Source organism: Burkholderia sp. BCC0506 (assembly GCF_902833145.1).
Taxonomy (GTDB): Bacteria; Pseudomonadota; Gammaproteobacteria; order Burkholderiales; family Burkholderiaceae; genus Burkholderia.
Map to the genome: position 1 here is coordinate 459866 of NZ_CADFEN010000005.1, position 21895 is coordinate 481760.

A 21895-nucleotide genomic window follows, 5' to 3' on the forward strand; every position below is an offset into this window, starting at 1 on the left:
CGGTCACGCCGTTTTCACCGTCCTGCCCGGGTCGGCTCGACGACGAAGCCGGAATCGGCGAGCGGCTCGTTTGCAAAGGACAGCCACGTCGGACGTACCGGACCGACCGGACACAGCAGTAACGCGCCACCTTCGCGGCGGATCTCCAGTTCGGTCACGTCGTTGAATTCAAGGCCCTTCGGAATGCGGACGGCCTGTTGGCCGTCGACCGTCAAGAGGGAAACAGTGCGCATGAACGACTCCATGTAACGAATACGTTCGCCTACTCGAGGCATCGGCTGACACCTGTCAACACGGGCCGTCGGCTTCCTGTCGCGAATGGCCGATACCCCGGCCTCCAGCGAGCGGCGCGAAGCATCGTCCGGCCGCACCGACGCCGCGTGCCCGCCCCGTCACGGCAACCGGAACGTGTCAAAAAACGTATCGCGCTCGATCACCGTGAGCGCCGCGCGCTTGTGCGGGAAATCGAATTCCTTCAGCGTATGGAAGCCGAGCCGGTGCATGTACGCGATATGCCGCACGTGATCGACGCGCGGTTCGCCGACGAGCCGCTGCGTACGCGGTTCGTCGACGAACATGTAGTGCAGCACCCCGCTCCACCATGCATGCAGCTTGCCGGCGCTCTGGAAGCGCGAGTCGCCGATCAGCAGGTGCAGCCCGCGATCGTAGTCGTGCGCGTCGTAGAACGGCGCGAGGCGGTCCTCCTTCGCCCAGTAGAACTCGAAATAGCCGAACGGCGTGTCGTCGAAATAGCCGATCATCGGGTGCATGTGCGGGTCGGCCAGCCGTTCGGCGAGATACGCCGCATGCTCGTCGCGCGTGCCGCGCTGGTCCCAGAAATGCGCGACGCGGTCGAGGTTCATCCAGCCGCTGAACAAGTCCGCGTGCGCGTCGATGTCGACGGTGCGCAGGCTGAACGTCATGCCGACCTGCGGCATGTAGCGCGCATAGATCTCGCCGGCCGGCGACGGCGGCCGCACCGGATGCCGATGGCCGTTCGTGATCGCGTAGCGCAGCGGCATCCCGCCCGACGCGCTCGCCTTCAGCCACGGCCGCGGATTCTGCCAGAACGTCGTGCGCGACACGGTGAACCGCAGCGTGTCGCCCGCGACCTGCGCGCCGTCGATCACGCCTTCGCGCACCGCACGCGCGACGTACGCTGCCACGGCCGCTGCGTCGGCGCCGCCAAGGGGCACCGAGATCGTCGCCGCGTCGTGCCGCGTGTCGGTGTTGAACAGCGCGACGAACGTCGCGAGCAGCGCGTCCGGCGCGTCGTCGGGCCGCCATGCGTCGAGCGCATGCTCGACGACGGCCGCCGCCTGCCCGCGCGCGGCGCCGTCGAGCGCGGCGGCCACTTCACCTTCGACGGCATCGGCGGCGCCGGCCGGTTTCGTCAGCGTGTCTTGCATCACCATGCTCCCGCGTCGTGACGGTCGGCGAGGACGTGCAGCCCGCGCTCGAGCGCCGGAAACAGGCTGCGCTGGAAGTTGTTCCAGCGCAGCTCGAGGATCGTGTCGTCCGGTGCGATCGGCGTGTCGAGCACGTCGTAGATCACCTCGCCGGAATCGATACCGTTGTCGACGTAGTGGAACGACGCGCCCGTCATCGTCACGGGTTCGACGGACGACGTCGCGCCGGTCGCCCAGTCGACCCGTTCGCCGCGTGCGCCGTGCAGCGCGTCGAGCGTCGCCCACGCGCCGCGCCGCTGGTACGGCGAATCGTCGGCCGTGATGCCCGGATGGATGTTCGCGATGCGCCGGTGAAAGCGCGCGCCCGGCCGCACGAGTTCGTCGAGGATCACGAGCAGCCCGTCGAGCACGACGATGTCGGCGTCGAGTTCGAGCAGGCGCTCGAGCAGGCGGCGCTCGAACGCCTGCTTGCCGGCTGCGCGCTCGCGCGCGTCGCGCGGCAGCCGCCGGTACGTCGACGGGATCGTGCAGAACAGTTCGTCGACCGGCCGGCCCTGCACGGTCAGGCCTTCCGGCAGGATCCACGGACGGCCCGGCGTGCGCGCGAAACCGTAGTCGGCCACTTTCGCGCGGTCGGCCGGCGAGCCTTCGTCGTCGTCGACGATCACGCCCTGGAGCGTGTAGCGTTCGCCGAGCGGCGAATCGTTCAGGCGTTCGACGAGGAATTCGAGCGGCGCCTTCATGTAGCGCGTGCCGCCGCGATAGGCGACCGGCTGGCCGGCGCGATCGGCCGCGCCATTGCGCAGCGACTGGATATAGACGAGATTTTTCTTCGGCATGGATGCGTCGTGGAAAAGCGGAACGAAGGCGCCGCGGTGCACCCGCGCCGGCCACGAAGGCCGGCCGGCGAGCCGCGGCGCGCGACGTCACCAGTTGTATTTCGCGGTCGCGATCACCGTGCGGTCGGTCCCGAAAATGCAGACGTTCGTCGACTGGCAACCGCTGATGTAGTGGCGGTTGAACAGGTTCGTCCCGTTCACGGCGAACCGCCAGTTACGCGTGTCGTAATGCAGGCCCGCGTCGAACAGCGTGACGCTCGATACCGTCAGCGAGTTGTCGGCCGCACCGGCCGACGCGCTCTGGTAACGAATGCCGCCGCCCAGGCCGAAGCCGGCGAGCGGCCCCGTGTGCCACGTCCAGTCGGTCCACAGCGACGCCATCTGGCGCGGGCGCGGAATGTCGACCGGCCAGTTGTTCAGCGAGACGTCGTTGGCCTGCACGTTCTTCACGTCCTGATAGACGTACGACGCGATCACCGACAGGTTCCGCGTGACCTTGCCGGTCGCGCTCAGCTCGATCCCGCGCGAGCGCACTTCGCCCGTCTGCACCGACTTCGTGCCGGTCGTGTCCTGGCTCGGCAGCGCCGACGTGAGCACGTTGGTCTGGTTGATCTGGTAGATCGCCGCGTTCAGCATCAGGTTCTTGCCGGGCGGCTGCCAGCGCAGGCCGGCTTCGATCTGCTTGCCGCGCGTCGGCTGCGGCAGCCCGCCGCCGACCAGGTTCACGCCGATCAGCGGATTGAACGACGTCGCGTAGCTGACGTACGGCGACAGCCCGTAATCGCCCTGGTACGTGAGGCCGACGCGGCCGGTGAACGCCGTGACGTCCGCCTTCGTCGACGTGCCGGCCGCACGGTCGTCCTGCCGCATGTTGACCCAGTCCTCGCGGCCGCCGAGCGTCAGCGTCCACCGGTTCCACTTGATCTGGTCCTGCGCGTACAGGCCGAACGTGTTCATCGTCGTGTACGTGTTGGTGCGGAACGTCGCGTCGGGCGTGAACACCGCCGTCGTGACGGGCTGGTACACCGGGTTGTAGATATTCAGCCGCGGCGCGGCGGCGAGCCATTCGCTGTCGGTCGCGGTCTGCCGGTTGTACTGGAAGCCGAGCAGCAGCGTGTGCTGGAGCGGGCCCGTCGCGAAGCGGCCTTCGAGGTTGTTGTCGATGTCGAAGCGGCTGTAGTTCATCTGGAACACGCCGGCCCAGCGCGACACGTCGGTCGTGCTGCCTTCGACGAAGCCGTTGCCGAACACCGAGCCGTTGTCGAGCGACAGGTGCATCAGGCGCGTGTTCTGACGGAACGTCCAGGCGGGCGTCAGGTTGCGCTCGAACTGGTAACCGACCGACCACTGCTTCTTGCGGTAGTAGTTGAAGTTGCCGTCGCCTTCGTAGACGTCCTTGTCGATCTGGCCGTTCGGGTTCGGCAGCACCGTGCCTTGCGCGGGCAGGAAGTTCGACGAGATGTCGCCCCAGTCCTGCAGGTAGGTCGCGGACAGCGTCAGCGACGTATCCGCGTCCGGGCGCCAGCGGAACGACGGCGCGAGCGCGACGCGCTGGTCGTTGTTCGGGCCCGTCAGCGCGTTGCCGTCGCGCGCGACGCCGACGAACCGGTACGCATACTTGCCGTCCGGGTCGAGCTTGTCGCCGACGTCGATCATGAACTGCTTGCGCGCGTAGTTGCCGATCTGCACACCGGCTTCGCGCACGCGCTCGCCGTCGGCGAGCTTGGTGTGCACGTCGACGATCGCGCCCGGATCGCCCGCGCCGTACAGCACCGAGGTCGGCCCGCGCAGCACGCTGATGCTGTCGATCATGTACGGATCGACGCGCCAGCTCGCGAGGTTGATCGTGTTCGGCACCTGCAGCCCGTCCACGTAGGCGGTCGGCGTGAAGCCGCGCAGCGCCGCGTACCAGTCGGAGCGGTTGTCCGACCCGTACGACGAGAAGCCCGGCACGTAGCGCAGCGCCGCGTTCACGTCGGTGGCGCCGGTCATCTCGATCTGCTGCGCGGTGACGACGTTGATCGTCTGCGGGATCTCGTCGAGCGGCGTGTCGGTCTTGGTGCCGGTCGTGCTGCGCTTGGCGACGAGCCCGACCGTGCCGTCTCCCGCCGAGGCCGCGTTGACGGTGATCGCCGGCAGCGTGCCGTTTTGCGCGGCGGTCGACGGTTGCGCCGTCGCGCCGCCTGATGCACTGCTGGCCGACGCCGCGGCGCCTGCGTTCACGGCCGGCGCCGTCTGGGCGTATGCGTGCCCTGCCGCCGCCATACCGAACGCCACGCTTGCCGCGGCTGCGATCGCACGCACACGCGTGCCTGTTGCCCACTCCATCTTCTTCTGCTCCACTTTTTCGATGCGGTCTCCGACCGCGCCTTTGTCAAAGAGCGAAAGCCATCCGGCCTGCGCTCACCCCGTTGTTCAGTCGTTTTTCATGCGTGGCCCGCGCCGCGCCGTCGTCGTGCGCGGACGCGATGCCGGCTTCGAGCGACGCGCAGATTTCGTCCGCGCGGCGCGCCAGTACCGACAGCAGCGTGTCGGACAGGCCGTGGCTGTCTTCGCAGCAGCCTTGCAGGTAGATGTGCGGCGTGAAGTGCTCGGGCGTCGCGAGCCGGTAGTCGCGCGTGACGTCGCCGCGCGTGAGCGCGTCGCCCAGGTGCGGCGCGAGCCCGTCGAGCAGCGCGGAATGCGTGTCGCGGCGGTAGCCGGTCGCGAGCACGAGCGCGTCGAAACGCTCGACGCGCGTGGCGCCGCTCAGCCGGTCGCGCAGCGTCAGCTCGATGCGGCCGTCGGCCGCGCGCAGCGCGGCCTCGATCGCGCTGTTCGCGAGCAGCGCGTGACGCGGCGTGCCGTCGATGCGCTGCAGGTACAGCATTTCGTAGATCTGTTCGATCAGCGGCCGGTCGACCACCGCGTAGTTCGTGTCGCGATAGCGCTCGAGCAGCGCGCGGCGCGCGTCGTGCGGCTGCGCATAGACGACGTCGGTGAATTCGGGGCTGAAGATTTCGTTGACGAACGGGCTGTCGTCGGCCGGCTTCAAGGCGCCTGCGCGCATCACGAGGCTCGCGTCGACGTGCGGGAAGCGGCGCGCGAGGTCGATGAACACCTCGGCCGCGCTCTGTCCCGCCCCGATCACCGCGACGCGGCGCCGCTCGCCGCCGGGCGACGCGACGAGCCGGTCGATGTCGGCCAGGTACGATGACGAATGAATCACGCGGTCGCGGCCGAGCGCGGCGAACGCATAGGGAATCGCCGGTGTGCCGCCGACGCCCACCGACAACGCACGCGTGACGCGCTGGCGCTCGTGGCCGGCCGCGTCGCGCGACAGCACGCGCAGCGCGTCGATCTTCGCGCCGTCGCCGCGCACCGGTTCGATCCCCAGCACGGTCTCGCTGTAATGGACGCGATCGTCGAACGCGTCGGCGACCCAGCTCAGGTAGTCGTGGAATTCGACGCGGGTCGGATAGAAGTTCTTCAGGTTGATGAATTCGTTCAGGCGGCCGCGTTCGAACAGATAGTTGATGAACGTGTAGCGGCTTTTCGGATCGCGCATCGTGACGAGATCCTTCAGAAACGAGATCTGCATCCGGCAGTCGTCGAGCAGCATCCCGCGATGCCAGCCGAATTCCGGCTGGCGCTCGATGAAGCAATGGGCGAGCGTGTGCGCGCCGCCGCGCTCCGCGAGGCGCACGGCCAGCGCCAGATTCGACGGCCCGAAGCCGACGCCGATCAGGTCGAATACGGTTTCTCTCTGCATGTCTCAGCTCCCTTGTCGGTGAATCCGGCCCGTCAGACGTGACGGCCGGAGAAGAACGTCTCGCGCAGCGTGCGCATCCACAGCGGCTGCGCGTCGGCCAGCGCGAGACGGCGCTGCCGCGCGAAGCCATGCCGCGCGAGATGGTCGGCAACCCGCGTGTGGCCGGCCGGAACGGCACAGCCGACCGCTTCGGTACGCAGGTCGTCGAGAAACAGGTAATGGACGACGGACGGCAGCCAGCCGGCCACGCGATGCGGGCCGCGCCAATGCGGCTCGCCGACCAGCATCCGCAGCCCGCGGTCGTAGTCGCGCGCCGCGACGTGCGGCGCGAGCGCGTCCTCCTTCAGCCAGAACGCCTCGAAATACGCGAATGGCTCGCCGTCGAAACAGCCGATGAGCGGCGTCACGTGCGGATCGGCTTGCCACGGGCCTTGCGCGCCGAGCTGGCGAGGCTGTGCGCCCGGCCAGCCGTCGCGCACGCGCGGCTCGTCGAACCAGCGTGCGAGCCGCTCCGTGTCCTCGGCCGGCTGCCAGCCGCGCAGCGTGAAGCGCACGCCGAGCGCCGGCAGGTCGCGCGCGTAGACGTCGCCGCGCGGTGCGGGCGGACGGCGCGGATGACGCCGGCCGTCGGTGATCGTCGGCAGCGTCGCGCACGGCAGAGACGGGCCGACGCACCACAGATCGGCCTGCTGCGCCCAGCCGTCGCGCAGGCAGCGGCCGGCGTCGGCGAGGACGCCGCTCGCGCGCAGCGCGTCGAGGGCGACCGCCGGCCACGCGGCCGGGTCGAGGCGGATCGCCGCGTGGCGCGCGCTGTCAGAAAACGCCGCGGCGAGCGCGGCCAGCAGCGCGCGCCGCTGATCCGCCGGCGCCGCGCGATGGTTGTAAGCGACGAGGCGCAGCGCGCCGTCGTCGCCGAGTTGCGCGCGCAGCAACTGCGCGCCGATGCCGTCGCCCTGCGCGACGCGGATCTGCGCGCCGTCGCGCACGGCGAACAGGCCGTCCGCGAACGCGAGGCGGTAGGTATCGAGCATCGTGAACCCGTCCGGACGCACTTCAGCCAGCATGGCGCGCCTCGTGTCCCGTTTCCGCTCGCGCGTCCAGCCGCGCGCCGAGTGCCGCGAGCGTCGGCGTCGCGAACACGTCGGCGACCGTCAACGCGTGACCGGCTCGGCCGGCCGCATCGACGAAGCGCACGACGTCGAACGACGTCGCGCCGGCTTCGAACAGGTCCGCATCGGGCTCGGGCGCGGCCGTCGCGAACGTGTCCGACCACAGCGCGGCGAGCGCGGTAGCGGCATGCGACGGGACGGCGTCGGCGCGTGTGGCCCCGTTGACGGGTGCGCCGCACGCGGTGTGCATGGCTGCGTGCGCGTCGGGCGCGCCGAGTGCCGCTTCCGACGCACCGGCGAAACGCGCGACTTCGTCGTGATACAGCTCGACGAGCGCCTCGACGAAATCGCGCGCGAGCAGTTCGTCCGCATACGAGAACGCGGCGCTCACGCGGCCATCCGGGTGCTCGACCACGTCCAGCTCCAGCGTGAACACGACGCGATGGCGCACGTCGTCGAACTCGGCCAGCGACAGGCCGGCCCAGTCGCGCGCGGCGGCGCCGGTCGGGCGCAGGTAGTTGAACATCACCTGGAACAGCGGATTGGCCTGCGCGGCACGCGGTGCACGCAGCGCGGCCACGACGTCGGCGAACGGCACGTCGGCATGCGCATACGCGGCAAGCGCCGTGTCGCGCACCTGCGCGAGCACGTCCGCGCGGCGTGCGGCCGGGTCGATCCGCGTGCGCACGACGACCGAGTTGATGAACAGGCCGAGCGCGTTGCGGGCCGCGTCGCCGGTGAGCGCGCGCGTCGACGCGAGCACGCCGACCGGCTGGTCGGCCGCGCCCGTCGCGCGGAACAGCGCGGTATTCAGCGCCGCATGCAGCAGCATCGGCAGCGTGGCGTGGGAGGCCGACGCGGCGTCGCGCGCGGCGCGAATCAGCTGCGCATCGAATTCGAATGCGATGCGGGCTGCGCGCCATTGCGGCACGGCCGGCGCATCGGCGCGCAGCGGCAACACGCGCGACGGCAGATCGGCGAGCGCATCGCGCCAGTACGCGACGCGCGCCGGATGGCACGGCGCGGGCAGCACGAGCTGTTGGCGGGCCGGTTGGACAATTTCATCGGCCGGTGCCGCGCCGCGCCGCACGCGAGCGACATAGCGGGCGCGCACCGCGTCGAGCCACAGTTCGATCGATTCGCCATCCGACACGATGTGGTGGATCGTCACCGACAGCACGTGGTCGTGCGCACCGAGCCGCAACAGGCGGGCGCGCCACAGCGGCGCATCGGCCGCGAGGTCGAACGGCGCGAGCGCGTCCTCGTCGGTCAGCGCGGCCGCGCGAGTCAGCGCATCGGTTTGCGCCGACAGGTCGATCACCGGCAGGCCGACGGCCACGTCTGCGTCGACGCGCTGGCCCGGCAGCGCGCCGTCGCGGACGACGAGCCGTGCACGCAACGCCGGATGCGCGGCTGCCGCATCCGAAAACGCGGCGCGCAGCGCATCGACGTCGAGCGGGCCGCGCACGCGCAGCGCGACCGGAATGTTGTACGCGGCGCTATCCGGCTGCGCGCGCCACAGGAACCACAGGCCGAGCTGCGCGGGCGACAGCGGCCACACGCCGTGCGCGTCCGGTTTGGCCACCGCGATGCCCGGCGCCGTGGCGCCGGAATGCGCGGCGCGCGGCGCATCGGCCACCTGCCGCGCATATTGCGCGAGCACGGGCGCCTCGAACAGCGCGCGCACCGGCACGTCGCGGCCGAGCCGCTCGGCCACGCGCGTCGCGACACGCACGGCCGCGAGCGAATGACCGCCGAGATCGAAGAAGTGGTCGCCGCGGCCGACCCGCTCGAGGTTCAGCACGTCGCACCAGATCGCGGCCAGCGCGGCTTCGTCGCCATCGTGCGGCGCCTCGTACGCGCGTTCGACACGCACGGGCGCCGGCAGCCGTGCACGGTCGACCTTGCTGTTCGCGTTGCGCGGCAGCGCGTCGAGCACGATCAGTTGCGCGGGCACCATGTAGTCGGGCAGCGTGCGGCGCAGGTGTGCGTCGAGCGCCGCGGCTTCGACGGGCTGCGCGGCCGCCTGCGCATCGGCGGTCAGCTCGACGTACGCGACGAGCTGCGCGAGCGCGCCCTGCCCGTGCACGACCGCGCAGGCTTCGCGCACCGCGTCGTGCGCGGCGAGCTGCGCTTCGATTTCGCCGAGTTCGATCCGCAGGCCGCGCAGCTTCACCTGATGATCGACACGGCCGATGAAATCGAACACGCCGTCCGCGCGGCGCCGCACGAGGTCGCCGGTACGGTACAGTCGCGCGCCCGGTGCGCCGTACGGATCGGGCACGAAACGCTCGGCCGTCAGCGCGGGACGGTCGAGATAGCCGCGCGCGACGCCGATGCCCTCGCCGCCGAGGTACAGTTCGCCGATCACGCCCACCGGCAGCGGATGCAGCCGCGCGTCGAGCACGTGCGCGGTACGCGCGCCGACCAGCGTGCCGATCGGCAGGTACGCGGCGTCGCCGAGCGTCGCGAGATCGTCGCCGGGCCGGAACATCCACAGCGTCGGCGTGATCACCGTTTCGGTCGGGCCGTAGCCATTGACCACGCGCACGTTCGGCAGCGCGCGGCGCAGCATCGCGAACGCCTCGCGCGACGTCGCCTCGCCGCCCACCGTCAGCGAACGCAGCGTCGGCGGCGCGCCGTGCGCGAGCGCCCATTCGGCGAGCTGGGCCGCGCAGCCGGGCGGCACGTAGGTCATCGTCACGCCGTCGCGAATCATCATCGCGCAGGTCTGCGCGGGCGGCCACAGCACGTCGGCCGTCACCGACACGGCGGCGCCCGACATGTATTGCGAAAACCAGCCTTCGTGCGCGCCGTCGAAATTGACCGACTGGAACAGCAGGAACACGTCGTTCTCGCCCGCGCCGTAGCGCTCGGCGATCGCCGCGCAATGCAGCGCGAACGACGCGTGGTCGACGATCACGCCCTTCGGCTTGCCGGTCGAGCCCGACGTGTAGATCGCATAGGCCGCGTGGCCGGGCAGCACGTCCGGCAGCACGACGTGCGCGGCTGCGTCGAGCGCATCGATGGCGTCCGCGCGCCAGATGCGCAGTTCGGGCAATTCGGGCAGCGACGCGGCGCTCGCGCCGTCGGTCAGCACGTGCGCGATGTTCGCGTCGCCGACGATCTGCGCGAGCCGCTCGCGCGGGTGAGCCGGGTCGAGCGGCACGAACGCGGCGCCCGACTTCAGCACCGCGATCAGCGCGACGAGCAGGTCGACCGAACGCTGCAGCGCGACGCCGACGCGCATCTCGGGCCGCACGCCGGCCGCCACCAGATGGCGTGCCAGGCGCGCCGCACGCGCATCGACTTCGCCGCGCGTCAACGCGCGATCGATATCGGCGACGCCGCGTGCGTCCGGCCGCGCCCGCGCGTGGGCGGCGATGCGCGCATGCACCGGCACGAACGGCTCGGCCGCGGTCGCCCCGGCCGGCGCGTTCCACGCAGCAAGCTGCGCGCGTTCGTCGGCCGGCAGCCAGTCGAGATCGCCGATCGGCAGGCTCGGACGCACGAGCGCATCGGTGAGCAGCGTGACGAAGCGCGCGGCCAGCCGTGCGATCGCATCCGCGTCGAACAGGTCGAGCGCGTAGATGAAGGCGGCGTCGAAGGTGCCGTCCGGCGTCGCTTCGACGGACAGCGTCAGGTCGAATTTGGCGGACGGCGTGCCCGACGGCAGCAACGCGGCCGACGCCGCGCCGAGCGCGGGCAGCGCGCGGCGTTCGCCGTACGCGGCCATCACCTGGAACAGCGGATGGTGGCTTGCGCTGCGCGGCACGCCGAGCGCGTCGACCACCTGCTCGAACGGCACGTCCTGATGCATCTGCGCATCGACGAGCGCGCGCTGCGTGCGTGCGACCAGCGACGAGAAATCGCCGTGCGCGGGTACGTCGACGTCGATCGCCAGCGTGTTGACGAAGAAGCCGATCAGGCCGGCGACCTCCGCGCGCTCGCGGTTCGCGGCCGGCACGCCGACGCAGATCCGTGCGTCGCCGGTCGCGCGCGCCAGCAGCGCATCGAGCGCGGCGAGCAGCACCGCGAACGGCGTCGCGCCGGACGCGGCCGCGAATGCGCGCAGCCGTGCGGCGATCCTCGCATCGAGCGAAAACACGTGACGCGCGCCGCGTGCGCTGCGACGGGCCGGCCGCGCGGCCGCGCCCGGCAGCGTCAGCACGCCGCGCTGCGGATCGAGCCGCTCGCGCCAGAACGCGAGCTGACGGTCGCGCTCGCCGGCATCGAGCCAGCGGCGCTGCCACAGTGCGTAGTCGGCGTACTGGATCGGCAACGGCGCGAGCGGCACCGGCTCGCCCGACGCATACGCGCGATAGAACGCCGCGAGTTCTGCCAGCATCACGCCCGACGACCAGCCGTCCGACACGATGTGATGCACGGTGAGCGCAAGCCAGTGATGCGTCGCGTCGAAGCGAACCAGATGCGCGCGCACGAGCGGCGCCGTGCCGAGATCGAACGGTTCGGCTTCGTCGGCCGTCGCGACGGCCTCCGCGCGCGGTACACGCTGCGCATCCGGCAACGCCTCGAGATCGGTGTCGCGCCACGGGCAGCGCAACGGCGGATGGATCGTTTGCGCGACGCCGTCCGGCGCTTCGTCGAAAGTCGTGCGCAACGCTTCATGGCGCGCAATCAGCGCATCGCATGCAAGACGCAGCGCATGCACGTCGAGCGGGCCCGTCAGCGCCAGGCGCTCGGTGATGTGGTACGCGTCCGGCGCATCGATCAGCCGCGCGTGCAGCCACAGCCGCGTCTGCGCGAACGACGCCGGCACGCGGTCGCCGCGCGCCGTGCGCGGCGGGATCGGCAGCACGCGAAAGTCGATGCCGGCCGCGCCGAGCTTGTCGATGAAAACCGCGCGCTGCGCGTCGGGCAGTTGCGCGAAACGCGTCGCGAGCGCCAGCCAGTCGGGTTGAACCTTCGTCATCCGTCGTCCTTATTGGGTTTCCAGTTCGCCGAGCAGCGCGTCGATCGCGCTCGCCGCATCGGTCGCGCCGCGTGCCGCGCAGGCTGCGTCGATCGCTTGCGCGCAGCGCGCCAGCGTGCGCGTGTCGAACAGCGTGCGCAGCGGCAGCGCGAGCCCCCAGTGCAGGTTCGCCTGCGCGTGGGCCTGCGTCGCGAGCAGCGAGTGGCCGCCGAGCAGGAAGAAATCGCCGTCGCGGCCGATCGCGTCCACGTGCAGCACGCGCTGCCAGATCGCGGCGAGCGCGCGCTCGGTGTCCGTCGCGAGTTCGACGGCTTCGCTCGCTTCGCGCACCGGCGCGGGCAGCGCATGGCGATCGCACTTGCCGTTCGGCGTGACGGGCAACGCATCGAGCTCGATCAGCTGCGACGGCACCATGTATGCCGGCAATTGCGCGCGCAGCGCGTCGAGCAGCGCCGCGCGGTCGAGCGGGCCCGCGTCGCCGCGGGCGACATAGCCGATCAGTTGCGCGTCGCGCACGATCACGACCGCATCGTTGACGCCCGGCGCCGCGCGCAGCAGCGCCTCGATCTCGCCCGGCTCGATCCGCTGGCCGCGCAGCTTCACCTGCGTGTCGACACGGCCGAGGTAGTCGAGCGCGCCGTCCGCGCGCCGGCGCGCGAGGTCGCCGGTGCGGTACATGCGGGCGCCCGGCACGAACGGATCAGGCACGAAGCGCTCGGCGGTCAGCGCCGGTCGGCCGAGATAGCCGCGCGCGAGGCCCGCGCCCGCGAGATACAGTTCGCCGGTCGCGCCGGCCGGTACCGGCTGCCACGCGGCATCGAGCACGTGCAGTTGCAGGTTCGCGATCGGATGGCCGATCGGCACCGCGACCGCCTGCGCGTCGTCGGGGCCGCAGGTCCAGTGCGACACGTCGATCGCGGCCTCGGTCGGCCCGTACAGGTTCACGAGCGTCGCGTTCGGCAACAGGCGCGCCATCTTCGCGACGAGTTCGGGCGCGAGCGCCTCGCCGCTCGCGACGATCAGGCGCACGCTGTCGCATTGCGCGGCGGCCGAGAAATCGTCGAGATGCGCGGCGAACGCGGCGAGCATCGACGGCACGAAATGCAGCACCGTCACGCCGTGCGCGTGGATCGCGGCGGCCAGACGCGCCGGATCGCGGTGGTCGCCGGGTGCTGCGATCGCGAGCTTCGCGCCGACCGCGAGCGGCCACACGAATTCCCACACCGACACGTCGAAGCCGAACGGCGTCTTGTGCAGCACGACGTCGTCGCGCGTCAGCCGGTACGCGTGCTGCATCCATGCGATCCGGTTCGCGAGCGCGCCGTGCGTGTTGCCGGCGCCCTTCGGCTTGCCGGTCGAGCCGGACGTGTAGATCAGGTACGCGAGCCGCGCGTCGTCGATCGCGGCGGCGTGATCGTCGATATCGCCCGCTTCGTCGGCCAGCAAATCCGCAACCGTCAGCAGTTGCGTATCGGCGCCCTCGCCCAGCGCGGCGTCGACCTGCTCGCGCAGATGCGCCTGCGTGATCGCGACGGCCGGCCGCGCGTCGCGCAGCAGGTACGCAATGCGCTCGGCCGGATAGTCGGGATCGACCGGCAGATACGCGGCGCCGGCCTTCAGCACGCCGACGAGCGCCATCACCATGTCGAACGAGCGCTCGACGCACAGCGCGACCGGCGTGTCGGGCTGCACGCCGCGCCGGCGCAGCGCGGCGGCGATGCGCGACGTGGCGGCGTCGAGTTCGCGATAGGTCGCGCGCTGCACGCGGCCGTGAGCATCCGCATATTCGAGCGCGATCGCATCGGGCGTCGCTCGCGCCGCGTCGGCGAATTGCAGGTGCAGCGGCTGCCGTTGTGCGCTCGGCCACACATGGGCGGTGTCCTGCGCGCGGGCCAGCGCTTCGCGGGTCGCCTCGTCGGCGATCGACAGCGTGCCGAGCAGCGCGTCCGGCGTACGGGCCAGCGCATCGAGTGCGCAAGCGAACGCGCGGTGCCAGGTCTCGACCTGACGCGCGTCGACGCGCGCGGTGTCGTAGCCGTAGTCGATCGTCAATTGCGCGCCACTCTCGATCACGAGCGTCAGCGCGAAATCGGTCGCCTCGATGCTGCGCACGCCGCTCAACGCCAGCGCGCGCGGATCGGCGTCGCGCACCGACTCGTCGACCGGATAGTTCTCGAACACGACCAACGTGTCGAACAGGGCGCCGCCCGAGCCGCGCGCCCAGCGCTGGATGTCGGCAAGCGGCGTGTGCGCGTGCTCGGCGGCAGCGGCGTTCTCGCGCTGCAGCGTTTGCAGCCAGTCGGCCGCACGTTGCTGCGGCGCGGGCGCGGTGATGACCGGCAGCGTGTTGATGAAGAGGCCGAGCACCGAATCGACGTCCGCGAGCGCATCGGGACGGCCGGCGACGGTCGCGCCGAACGCGACGGCCGGCTGGTGCGTCATCCGCTGCAGCGCGAGCGCCCATGCGCCCTGCACCAGCGTGTTGACGGTCAGCTTCAGCGCGCGGGCGGTCTGCGCGACGCGCGCCGTCGTGTCGGCGTCGAGCGTCGCGCGCCACGCGACCATCTCGGCATCCGCGCGGTCGGCGGTGCGTTCCGCGATCAGCGTCGGTGCGTCGAGCCGTGCCAGTCGTTCGGTCCAGAAGCGCTCGTCGGCGTCGCGGTCGCGCGTGCCGAGCCACGCGATGAAGTCGCGATAGCGCAGCGCCGGGCGGCTCGCGAACGGCGACACGGCGTCCGGGTCGCGATAGTCGCGCAGCACGTCGGCAAGCAGGCGCGCGGTGCTCCAGCCGTCGAGCAACACGTGGTGGCGCGTCCATACGATGCGCCATGCGTCGTCCGTCACGCGGATCAGCGTGAGCCGCATCAGCGGCGGCTCGCGCCAGTCGAATCCGCGCGTGCGGTCGGCCGCGAGCCATGCGTCGAAATCGGCGTCGAGCGTGTCGCCGCGCGTGCGCCAGTCGAGCTGCTCGACCGGCATGCGCGCGTGACGATGCACGCACTGCAGCGGCGCGGCTTCGTCCGGCATCACGCTCGTGCGCAGGATGTCGTGACGCGCGATGGATGCGTCGAACGCGGCCGCGAGCCGGTCGGCGTCCAGCGCGGTGGCGGTCGCGACGAGCTGGTTCACGTAGCTCGCGTGGCCGGGCGCGAACAGCGCATGGAACAGGATGCCCTGCTGCATCGGCGACAGCGGATAGACATCGTCGATCGTGCGCCAGTCGAGCGGCGCGCGTTCGATCGCGGCCTGCGTGAGACCGGCGGCCTGCGCGAGCGGGAAATCGCCCGGCGTCGCGCCGGCGCCGCGATGCGCGACGCGCGACGTGCATGCGTCGACGAGTTCGCGCAGCGCGGCCGCGAAACGTTCCGCGAACGCGTCGATCGTCGCGCGTTCGAACTGCGGCGCACCGTAGACCCAGTGCACCTTCAGCGTGCGCGCGCCATCGCCGTCCGTGTCGAGGTACGCATGGATCGCGAGCGTGTTGCCGAGCGGGCCTCGAGGATCGCGCTCGACGCCGGTACCGCCGAAACGCGGCACGAGCGTCGCATCGCGCGGCGCGTCGAACTGGCCGAGATAGTTGAACGTGACGCGCGGACGCGGCACGGCGGCCAGCGCCGCGCGCGTCGCCGCGTCGCCGTAGTGCGCGAGCACGCCGAAGCCGAGCCCCTTGTGCGGCACCGCGCGCAGCGTGTCCTTGACCGCGCACAGCGTGTCGCGGGCCGTCGCTTCGACCGGCAGCGTCACCGGGTAATGGCTCGTCAGCCAGCCGATCGTGCGGCCGGCATCCGCGTCGTCGAACAGCGCCTCGCGGCCGTGTCCTTCCAGTTCGACCCGGCACGATGCGGCGCCGCGCGCGCCGGCCAGCGCCAGCGCGAGCGCCGCGCCGAGCAGCTCGATCGTCTGCGTGCGATAGGCCGCATGCGCGTCGGTCAGCGCGGCGCGGGTCAACGCCGCGTCGATCGTCTGTACGACGACGGCCGCATCGGCGTTCGTCGCCGCGGCATCGGGGCGGTCGGCCACGATGTCGTCGCCGTGCGCCATGCCGGCCCAGTAGGCGGTTTCGCCCGCGAACGGCGCCGCCGGTTCCGTTGCCGCGCGGGCGAGCCGTGCGGCCCAGGCGTCCGCGCGCAGGCCCGGCGGCGACAGGCGGATCGGCATGCGTTCGCATGCGGCGCGGTAGGCCGTGTCCAGGTCGTCGAGCAGGATGCGCCACGACACGCCGTCGACGACCGCGTGGTGAATCGCGAGATACAGCCGCGTCGAACCGTCCGGCAGCCGTGCCGCGCATGCGCAGGCGAGCGGTCCGCGGCCGAGGTCGAGACGGCGTTGCAGTGCGTCGAAGCGGGCCAATGCGTCGGCTTCGTCGCGTGCGGCGACTTCGACGAACGGCAGCGCGTCGTACGGCTTCGCCGCCTCGCTCGCCTGCCACGTGCCGTCGGCGCCCTGTGCGAAGCGCTGGCGGAATGCGCCGTGATGCATGAGCAACGCGTCGAATGCGCGTGCGAATGCGTCCGCGTCGAAGGCGCCGCGCACGTCGAACGACACCGACTGGTTCCAGTGGCCGCGCTGCGGAATATCGAGCGCGAAGAAGCGCTGTTGTGCAGGCGTCAGGATCGGCGCGGCAACCGGCGCGGCAGCGGCGGTCATGGCCGCGGCCGCGCTCGCCGGCTGCGCGGCGCCGGCCGTGTCGTCCGTTTTCGCGATGCGTGCGAGTTCGGCGACGGTCGGCCCGTCGAACAGTTGCTTCGGCGTGAAGCGCACGCCGCGCTTGCGCGCACGGGCGATCACCTGCAACACGAGGATCGAATCGCCGCCGAGTTCGAAGAAGTTGTCGTCGCGGCCGACCTTCGGCGCCTTCAGCACGGCCTGCCAGACGTCGGCGAGCACCGTTTCGACCGCGCCCCGCGGCGCGGCGCCCGACACGACCGCGGCCGGCACGGCCGCGCATTCGCGCAATGCCGCCCGATCGATCTTGCCGTTCGCCGTCACCGGCAGGCGCGTCAGTGCGACGAACTGCGCGGGCACCATGTAGTCGGGCAGCGTCGCGGCGAGCGCCGCGCGCAGCGCGGCTTCATCGAACGCCGCGCCGTCGCGCATCACGACGAACGTCGCGAGCCGCAGGCGGCCTTCGTGCGCGATCGCGAGCGTTTCGGCCTGCGCGATCGGGCCGGCCGCGCGCACGGCCGCGCTCACCTCGCCCGGCTCGACGCGGTAACCGCGAATCTTCACCTGATCGTCGATACGGCCGAGGAACGCGAGGCGGCCGTCCGCCCGCAACCGCACGCGGTCGCCCGTGCGATACAGCCGCGCGCCGGGCGTGAACGGATCGGGCACGAAGCGCTCGGCCGTTTGCGCCGGCCGCCCGAGGTAGCCGCGCGCGACGCCCGGCCCGCCCAGATACAGCTCGCCTGCCGCGCCGGCCGGCACGCAGGCGCCGAACGCGTCGAGCACCAGCGCGCGCGCGTTCGGCAGCGGCAGCCCGAGCGGCACGCCGCTCGCCGGATCGCGCGCGTCGGCGGCAATCGACGCCGTATCGCACGCGATCGCGCCGACCGTCGCTTCGGTCGGCCCGTAGTGGTTGATCACGCGGCAGGCCGGCGCGAGCGCGGCCAGCCGCGCGACGAGCGCCCACGTGAGCGTCTCGCCGCCCGTCACGAGCGCGTGGCGCGGCAGCACGTCGGCCGGCACGCGCGCATCGAGCAGCGCCTGCAGGTGGCTCGGCACGATCTTCAGCACGCCGACGTCGCGACGGCGCATTTCGTCGGCGAACAGGTCCGGATCGAATGCACACGCGGCCGGCAGCAGATGCAGCGTACGGCCGGCGCACAACGCGCCGAACAGTGTCGTATGGCCGAGATCGGCCGCGACGGTCGAGACCATCGCGAACGATGCGTCGGGCGCGAACGCCAGTTCGTCGAGCATCCCCTGCACGTAGTCGGCCAGCGCGCCGTGCGAGACGACGACGCCCTTCGGCGTGCCGGTCGAGCCCGACGTATAGATCAGGTACGCACCCTGTTCCGGATGCGGCGCGACGCGCACACCGCCCGCATGGGCGAGCGTCGCGTCCTGCGCAAGCGCGTCGACGTCGAGCGGCTGCGCGTCGAGGCCGGCCGGCCACGCGGCCGGCTCAGCGACGAGCGCCCAGCGCGCGCCGCAGTCGGCCGCGGCCGCGGCGAGACGCGCGCCCGGCTGGGCGGGATCGAGCAGCACGGCCAGCGCACCCGCTTTCAGCGCGCCGAGCAGGCCGACGACGAAACGCGCCGAGCGCTCGATGCAGACGACGACCGCCGCTTCGGCGGCCACGCCGCGTTGCGTCAGCGCCCGTGCGATGCGGTTCGATGCGTCGTCGAGTTCGGCGAACGTCAGCGCTGCCGATGCGTCGGCAAGCGCGACGCGATGCGGATACGCGGCGGCCTGCCGTGCGAATGCGGCGACGATGTCGGCATGGTCGACGCGCAGCGCACGGCCGTCGCGCGGCTGGCGCGACGCCGCGGATGCATCGCACGGCAGCGCGGCCGTCGGGTGCCGCGGATCGCGTGCGGCCGCGCCGACGAGCGCCGCATAGCTGTCGAGCCAGGCCCGCGCGGTATCGGCATCGATGCAGTCGGTCGCATAGGCCGCGACCAGTTCGATCCCGTTCGCGTCGTCGGTGAAATCCAGCGCAAAGTCGAAGCGTGCGGCAAGATCGGGGCCCGGCGTCGCTACCGCCGTGGCGCCCGGCAGCACGCTGTCGTGCCGCGCGTCGAACTGCTGCGCGAATTTCACGCGCAGCCATTCGTCGCCGCGTTTGACGGGCGGCTTAACCGCATCGACCACGCGCTCGAACGGCACGTCCTGGTGCGCGACCGCGCCGAGCGCCGCGGTGCGCGCCGCGTCGACGAGCGCGCGGAACGGCAGCGTCGGCGCCACGCGTACGCGCAGCGCGACCGTATTCAGGAACAGACCCAGCAATGCACGCGTTTCGGGGCGCTGGCGATGCGCGACCGGCACCGCGACGACGACGTCCGTTTCACCGGTCAGGCGCGACAGCCACGCGTCGAGCGCGGCCAGCAGCACCGTGAAGACGGTCGCCTGGGCGTCGCGCGCGAGTTGCCGCACGTCGGCCGCGACCGCATCGGGCAGGCGCACCGACACGCGCGCGCCGTGCAGCGTGCGGACCGCGCCCGGCTGGCGGTCGACCGGCAGCGCGAGCGGGCCCGGCACGTCGCGCAACGCGCCGCGCCAGTAATCGAGCTGACGCTCGCCCTCGCCGCCGGCCAGCATGTCGCGCTGCCAGTCCGCGTAGTCGGCGTACTGGATCGGCAAATCGGGCAGCGACGGCTCGCGCCCTTCGGCATACGCGCGGTACGCGGCCGACAGTTCGTCGAACGCGCAGCGCGAGCTCCAGCCGTCGGTGATCGCGTGATGCGCGGTCAGCAGCAAGCGATGACGGTCGTCGGCGAGCACGACGAGCGTGGCGCGCAGCAGCGGGCCGCGCGCGAGGTCGAACGGCTCGGCCGCGTCGCGCTCGGCGAGACGTGCGGCTTGCGCATCGCGGGCCGCCGGCGGCGCGTCGCGCAGGTCGACCGCGGCGATCGACACCGGCAGATGCGCATGAATTCGCTGCATCACGACGCCGTCGTCGTTGTCGACGAGCGTCGTGCGCCATGCTTCGTGACGGCCGATCACGTGATCGAGCGCACGCCGCAGCGCGTCGCGGTCGAGCACGCCGTCGATCGTCCAGTGCGCGGCGATGTGGTACGCCGCGCTTGCGTCACGCGTTTGCGCGAGCACCCAGAAACGTTGCTGGGCGAGCGATGCCGCGCGATCGACGTACGGCGCACCCGGCGCGGCCGCATCGGCCGGCGCGCGTCGCGCGGCGATCGTGGCGAGCGGTTCGCCGGTCTCGCGCTCCGCACGGTCGACCGTGTCGGCCAGTTCGGCGAGCGCCGGATCGGCGAACAGCGTATCGAGCCGCAGGTTCACGCGCACCACGGCACGGATCGCGGCCTGCAACTGCATCGCGGCGAGCGAATCGGCGCCCAGCGCGAAGAAACGATCGTCGCGCGACGGCACGACGTCGAGGCCCAGCAGCGTCTGCCAGAGGCCCGCGATCTGCCGTTCGGTCGGCGTGCGCGGCGCGTCGCCGGCGGCTTGCGCCGTGTCGCGCGCGGCGGCGATCCGCTCGCGCAGCGCGGCACGGTCGAGCTTGCCGTTCAGCGTGTACGGCAGCGCATCGCAACGCACGAACCGGTGCGGCTGCCACGCGGCCGGCAATTGCGCGGCCACGTGCGCCTTCAATGCGGCATCGTCGGCCGCCGCGCGCAGCGCGACGCATGCGATCAACCGCGTCGGACCGTTGGCGGCGTCGGCCACCACGGCCGCGTCCGCCACGGCCGGATGCGCGCGCAGGCACGCGGCGATTTCCGCCGGTTCCACGCGCACGCCGCGCACCTGGACCTGATCGTCGAGGCGGCCGAGATAGTCGAACGCACCGTCGTCGCGCAGCCGCGCAAGGTCGCCGGTACGATAGACGCGCGCGCCGGGTTCGCCGTGGGCATCGGGAATGAAACGTTCGGCCGTGAGCGCCGGACGGCCGTGATAACCGCGTGCGACGCACACGCCGCCGAGCAGCAGTTCGCCCGCGCCATCGGCTTCGGCGCCGTCGATGCGCGCGACACGCGGGCCGATCACGCGGCCGATCGGCAGCGACGCGTACGCGTCGTCCGCGGCCAGCACCGGCGTCTCGCCCGGCTCGACCGGCCACAGCATCGGCGAGATCACGGCCTCGGTCGGCCCGTAACCGTTGATCAGGCGCACGGCCGGAAACGTGCGGCGCACGAATTCGAATGCCTGCTGCGGCAGCGCTTCGCCGCCGAACGCGAGCACGCGCAATGCCGGCGGCACGCCGTCGCGCGCGGCGACGGCCGCGAATTCGCGCAGGTAAGCCGGCGGAAACGCGGCGACGTTGACCGCTTCGCGCACCATCAGCGCATGCGCGGCGTCCGGCGCGAACGGCTGCGGCGGCGCGACGACGATGCCGGCGCCGACCGCGAGCGGCGCGAGCCAGCATTCGTGCGCGGCGTCGAAGTTGACCGACGCGAAATGCAGCAGACGGTCGCCGGCCTCGATCGGCAGCGCGGCCGCGAGCGCGTCGCAATGCGCGGCGAGCGGCCCGTGTTCGACCACCACCGCCTTCGGCGTGCCGGTCGAGCCCGACGTATAGATCATGTACGCGGCCGCACGCGGGTGCACGGGCACGATGTCGTCGTCGAACGCGTGGTCCTGCGCGACGCCCGGCGCTTGCACCGTCGCGTCGAACGCGTGTTCGAACCGCGTGCCGAGCGCCGCCCGGCCGGCGGCGTCGACGATGCCGTGCCGCAGTTGCGCATCCTGCACGATCCAGTCGAGGCGCGCGGCCGGATGGCGCGGATCGAGCGGCACGAACACGCCGCCAGCCTTCAGCACGGCCAGCAGCGCGACGAACAGTTCGCCCGAGCGCTCGACGCACACGCCGACCCGCACTTCGGCGCCCACGCCCGCCGCGCGCAGTTGCCGGGCGAGGTGCGATGCCCGTGCGTCGAGCGCACCGCGCGACAGGCGCAGGTCGTGCTGGAAAGGCACCGCGATGGCGGGCGCGTCGGGCGCGAGGCGCGCCAGTTCGCGGATTCGGTGATGCAGCGCAGTCGGGAAACTCGTCATGTGCGTGAAGTCCTTCGGTCCGGCCGCTTCGGCCAAGTCTCGGGGCCGCTTGGGGCGGCTTCACTGGTGTGACGAACGACGCGGCCGATTTTTTACCGTTTTGCGCGCAAAGTGCGTGCGGCCGCTTTTTTTTCACGATGGCGCTAAATATTTGCGCGGCCCGTTCGTCTATC

Annotated in this window: 8 protein-coding genes; all 8 read right to left on the minus strand. The window is 71.7% G+C overall.

Annotated features, from left to right (window positions below; all coding sequences use genetic code 11):
• Positions 1-14: 14 nt before the first annotated feature.
• Complete coding sequence (locus HWX62_RS14570) at positions 15-233, minus strand: AbrB family transcriptional regulator (protein WP_175929207.1); 219 nt, start codon at positions 231-233, stop codon at positions 15-17.
• Between the two features lie 159 nt (positions 234-392).
• Positions 393-1409 (minus strand): GNAT family N-acetyltransferase, encoded by a 1017-nt coding sequence (locus tag HWX62_RS14575; RefSeq protein WP_175929208.1) that lies wholly within the window; start codon positions 1407-1409, stop codon positions 393-395.
• Positions 1409-2248 carry a formyltransferase family protein gene (locus HWX62_RS14580; RefSeq protein WP_175929209.1) on the minus strand — a complete coding sequence of 280 codons (840 nt, stop codon included), beginning with the start codon at positions 2246-2248 and terminating at the stop codon, positions 1409-1411. Before HWX62_RS14580 ends, HWX62_RS14575 begins: the two co-directional genes overlap by 1 nt.
• Positions 2249-2335: 87 nt before the next feature.
• The gene (locus HWX62_RS14585; RefSeq protein WP_175985159.1) at positions 2336-4576 is read right to left on the minus strand and encodes a TonB-dependent siderophore receptor; all 2241 of its coding nucleotides are present in this window, start codon (positions 4574-4576) and stop codon (positions 2336-2338) included.
• Positions 4577-4622: 46 nt separating this feature from the next.
• Positions 4623-5999 carry a lysine N(6)-hydroxylase/L-ornithine N(5)-oxygenase family protein gene (locus HWX62_RS14590; RefSeq protein ID WP_175929211.1) on the minus strand — a complete coding sequence of 459 codons (1377 nt, stop codon included), beginning with the start codon at positions 5997-5999 and terminating at the stop codon, positions 4623-4625.
• Positions 6000-6031: 32 nt separating this feature from the next.
• Complete coding sequence (locus tag HWX62_RS14595; RefSeq protein ID WP_175929212.1) at positions 6032-7063, minus strand: GNAT family N-acetyltransferase; 1032 nt, start codon at positions 7061-7063, stop codon at positions 6032-6034.
• Positions 7053-12041, minus strand: coding sequence for a non-ribosomal peptide synthetase (locus HWX62_RS14600; protein ID WP_175929213.1), 4989 nt, complete (start codon positions 12039-12041; stop codon positions 7053-7055). Before HWX62_RS14600 ends, HWX62_RS14595 begins: the two co-directional genes overlap by 11 nt.
• Positions 12042-12050: 9 nt before the next feature.
• Positions 12051-21722 carry a non-ribosomal peptide synthetase gene (locus tag HWX62_RS14605; protein ID WP_175929214.1) on the minus strand — a complete coding sequence of 3224 codons (9672 nt, stop codon included), beginning with the start codon at positions 21720-21722 and terminating at the stop codon, positions 12051-12053.
• Positions 21723-21895: the final 173 nt, after the last annotated feature.

Excerpts from the sequence above, each read along its gene's own strand:
- HWX62_RS14575 (WP_175929208.1), bottom strand. The coding sequence starts at position 1,409 with ATGCAAGACACGCTGACGAAACCGGCCGGCGCCGCCGATGCCGTCGAA.
- HWX62_RS14595 (WP_175929212.1), bottom strand. The coding sequence starts at position 7,063 with ATGCTGGCTGAAGTGCGTCCGGACGGGTTCACGATGCTCGATACCTAC.
- HWX62_RS14590 (WP_175929211.1), bottom strand. The coding sequence starts at position 5,999 with ATGCAGAGAGAAACCGTATTCGACCTGATCGGCGTCGGCTTCGGGCCG.
- HWX62_RS14605 (WP_175929214.1), bottom strand. The coding sequence starts at position 21,722 with ATGACGAGTTTCCCGACTGCGCTGCATCACCGAATCCGCGAACTGGCG.
- HWX62_RS14580 (WP_175929209.1), bottom strand. The coding sequence starts at position 2,248 with ATGCCGAAGAAAAATCTCGTCTATATCCAGTCGCTGCGCAATGGCGCG.
- HWX62_RS14585 (WP_175985159.1), bottom strand. The coding sequence starts at position 4,576 with ATGGAGTGGGCAACAGGCACGCGTGTGCGTGCGATCGCAGCCGCGGCA.
- HWX62_RS14600 (WP_175929213.1), bottom strand. The coding sequence starts at position 12,041 with ATGACGAAGGTTCAACCCGACTGGCTGGCGCTCGCGACGCGTTTCGCG.
- HWX62_RS14570 (WP_175929207.1), bottom strand. The coding sequence starts at position 233 with ATGCGCACTGTTTCCCTCTTGACGGTCGACGGCCAACAGGCCGTCCGC.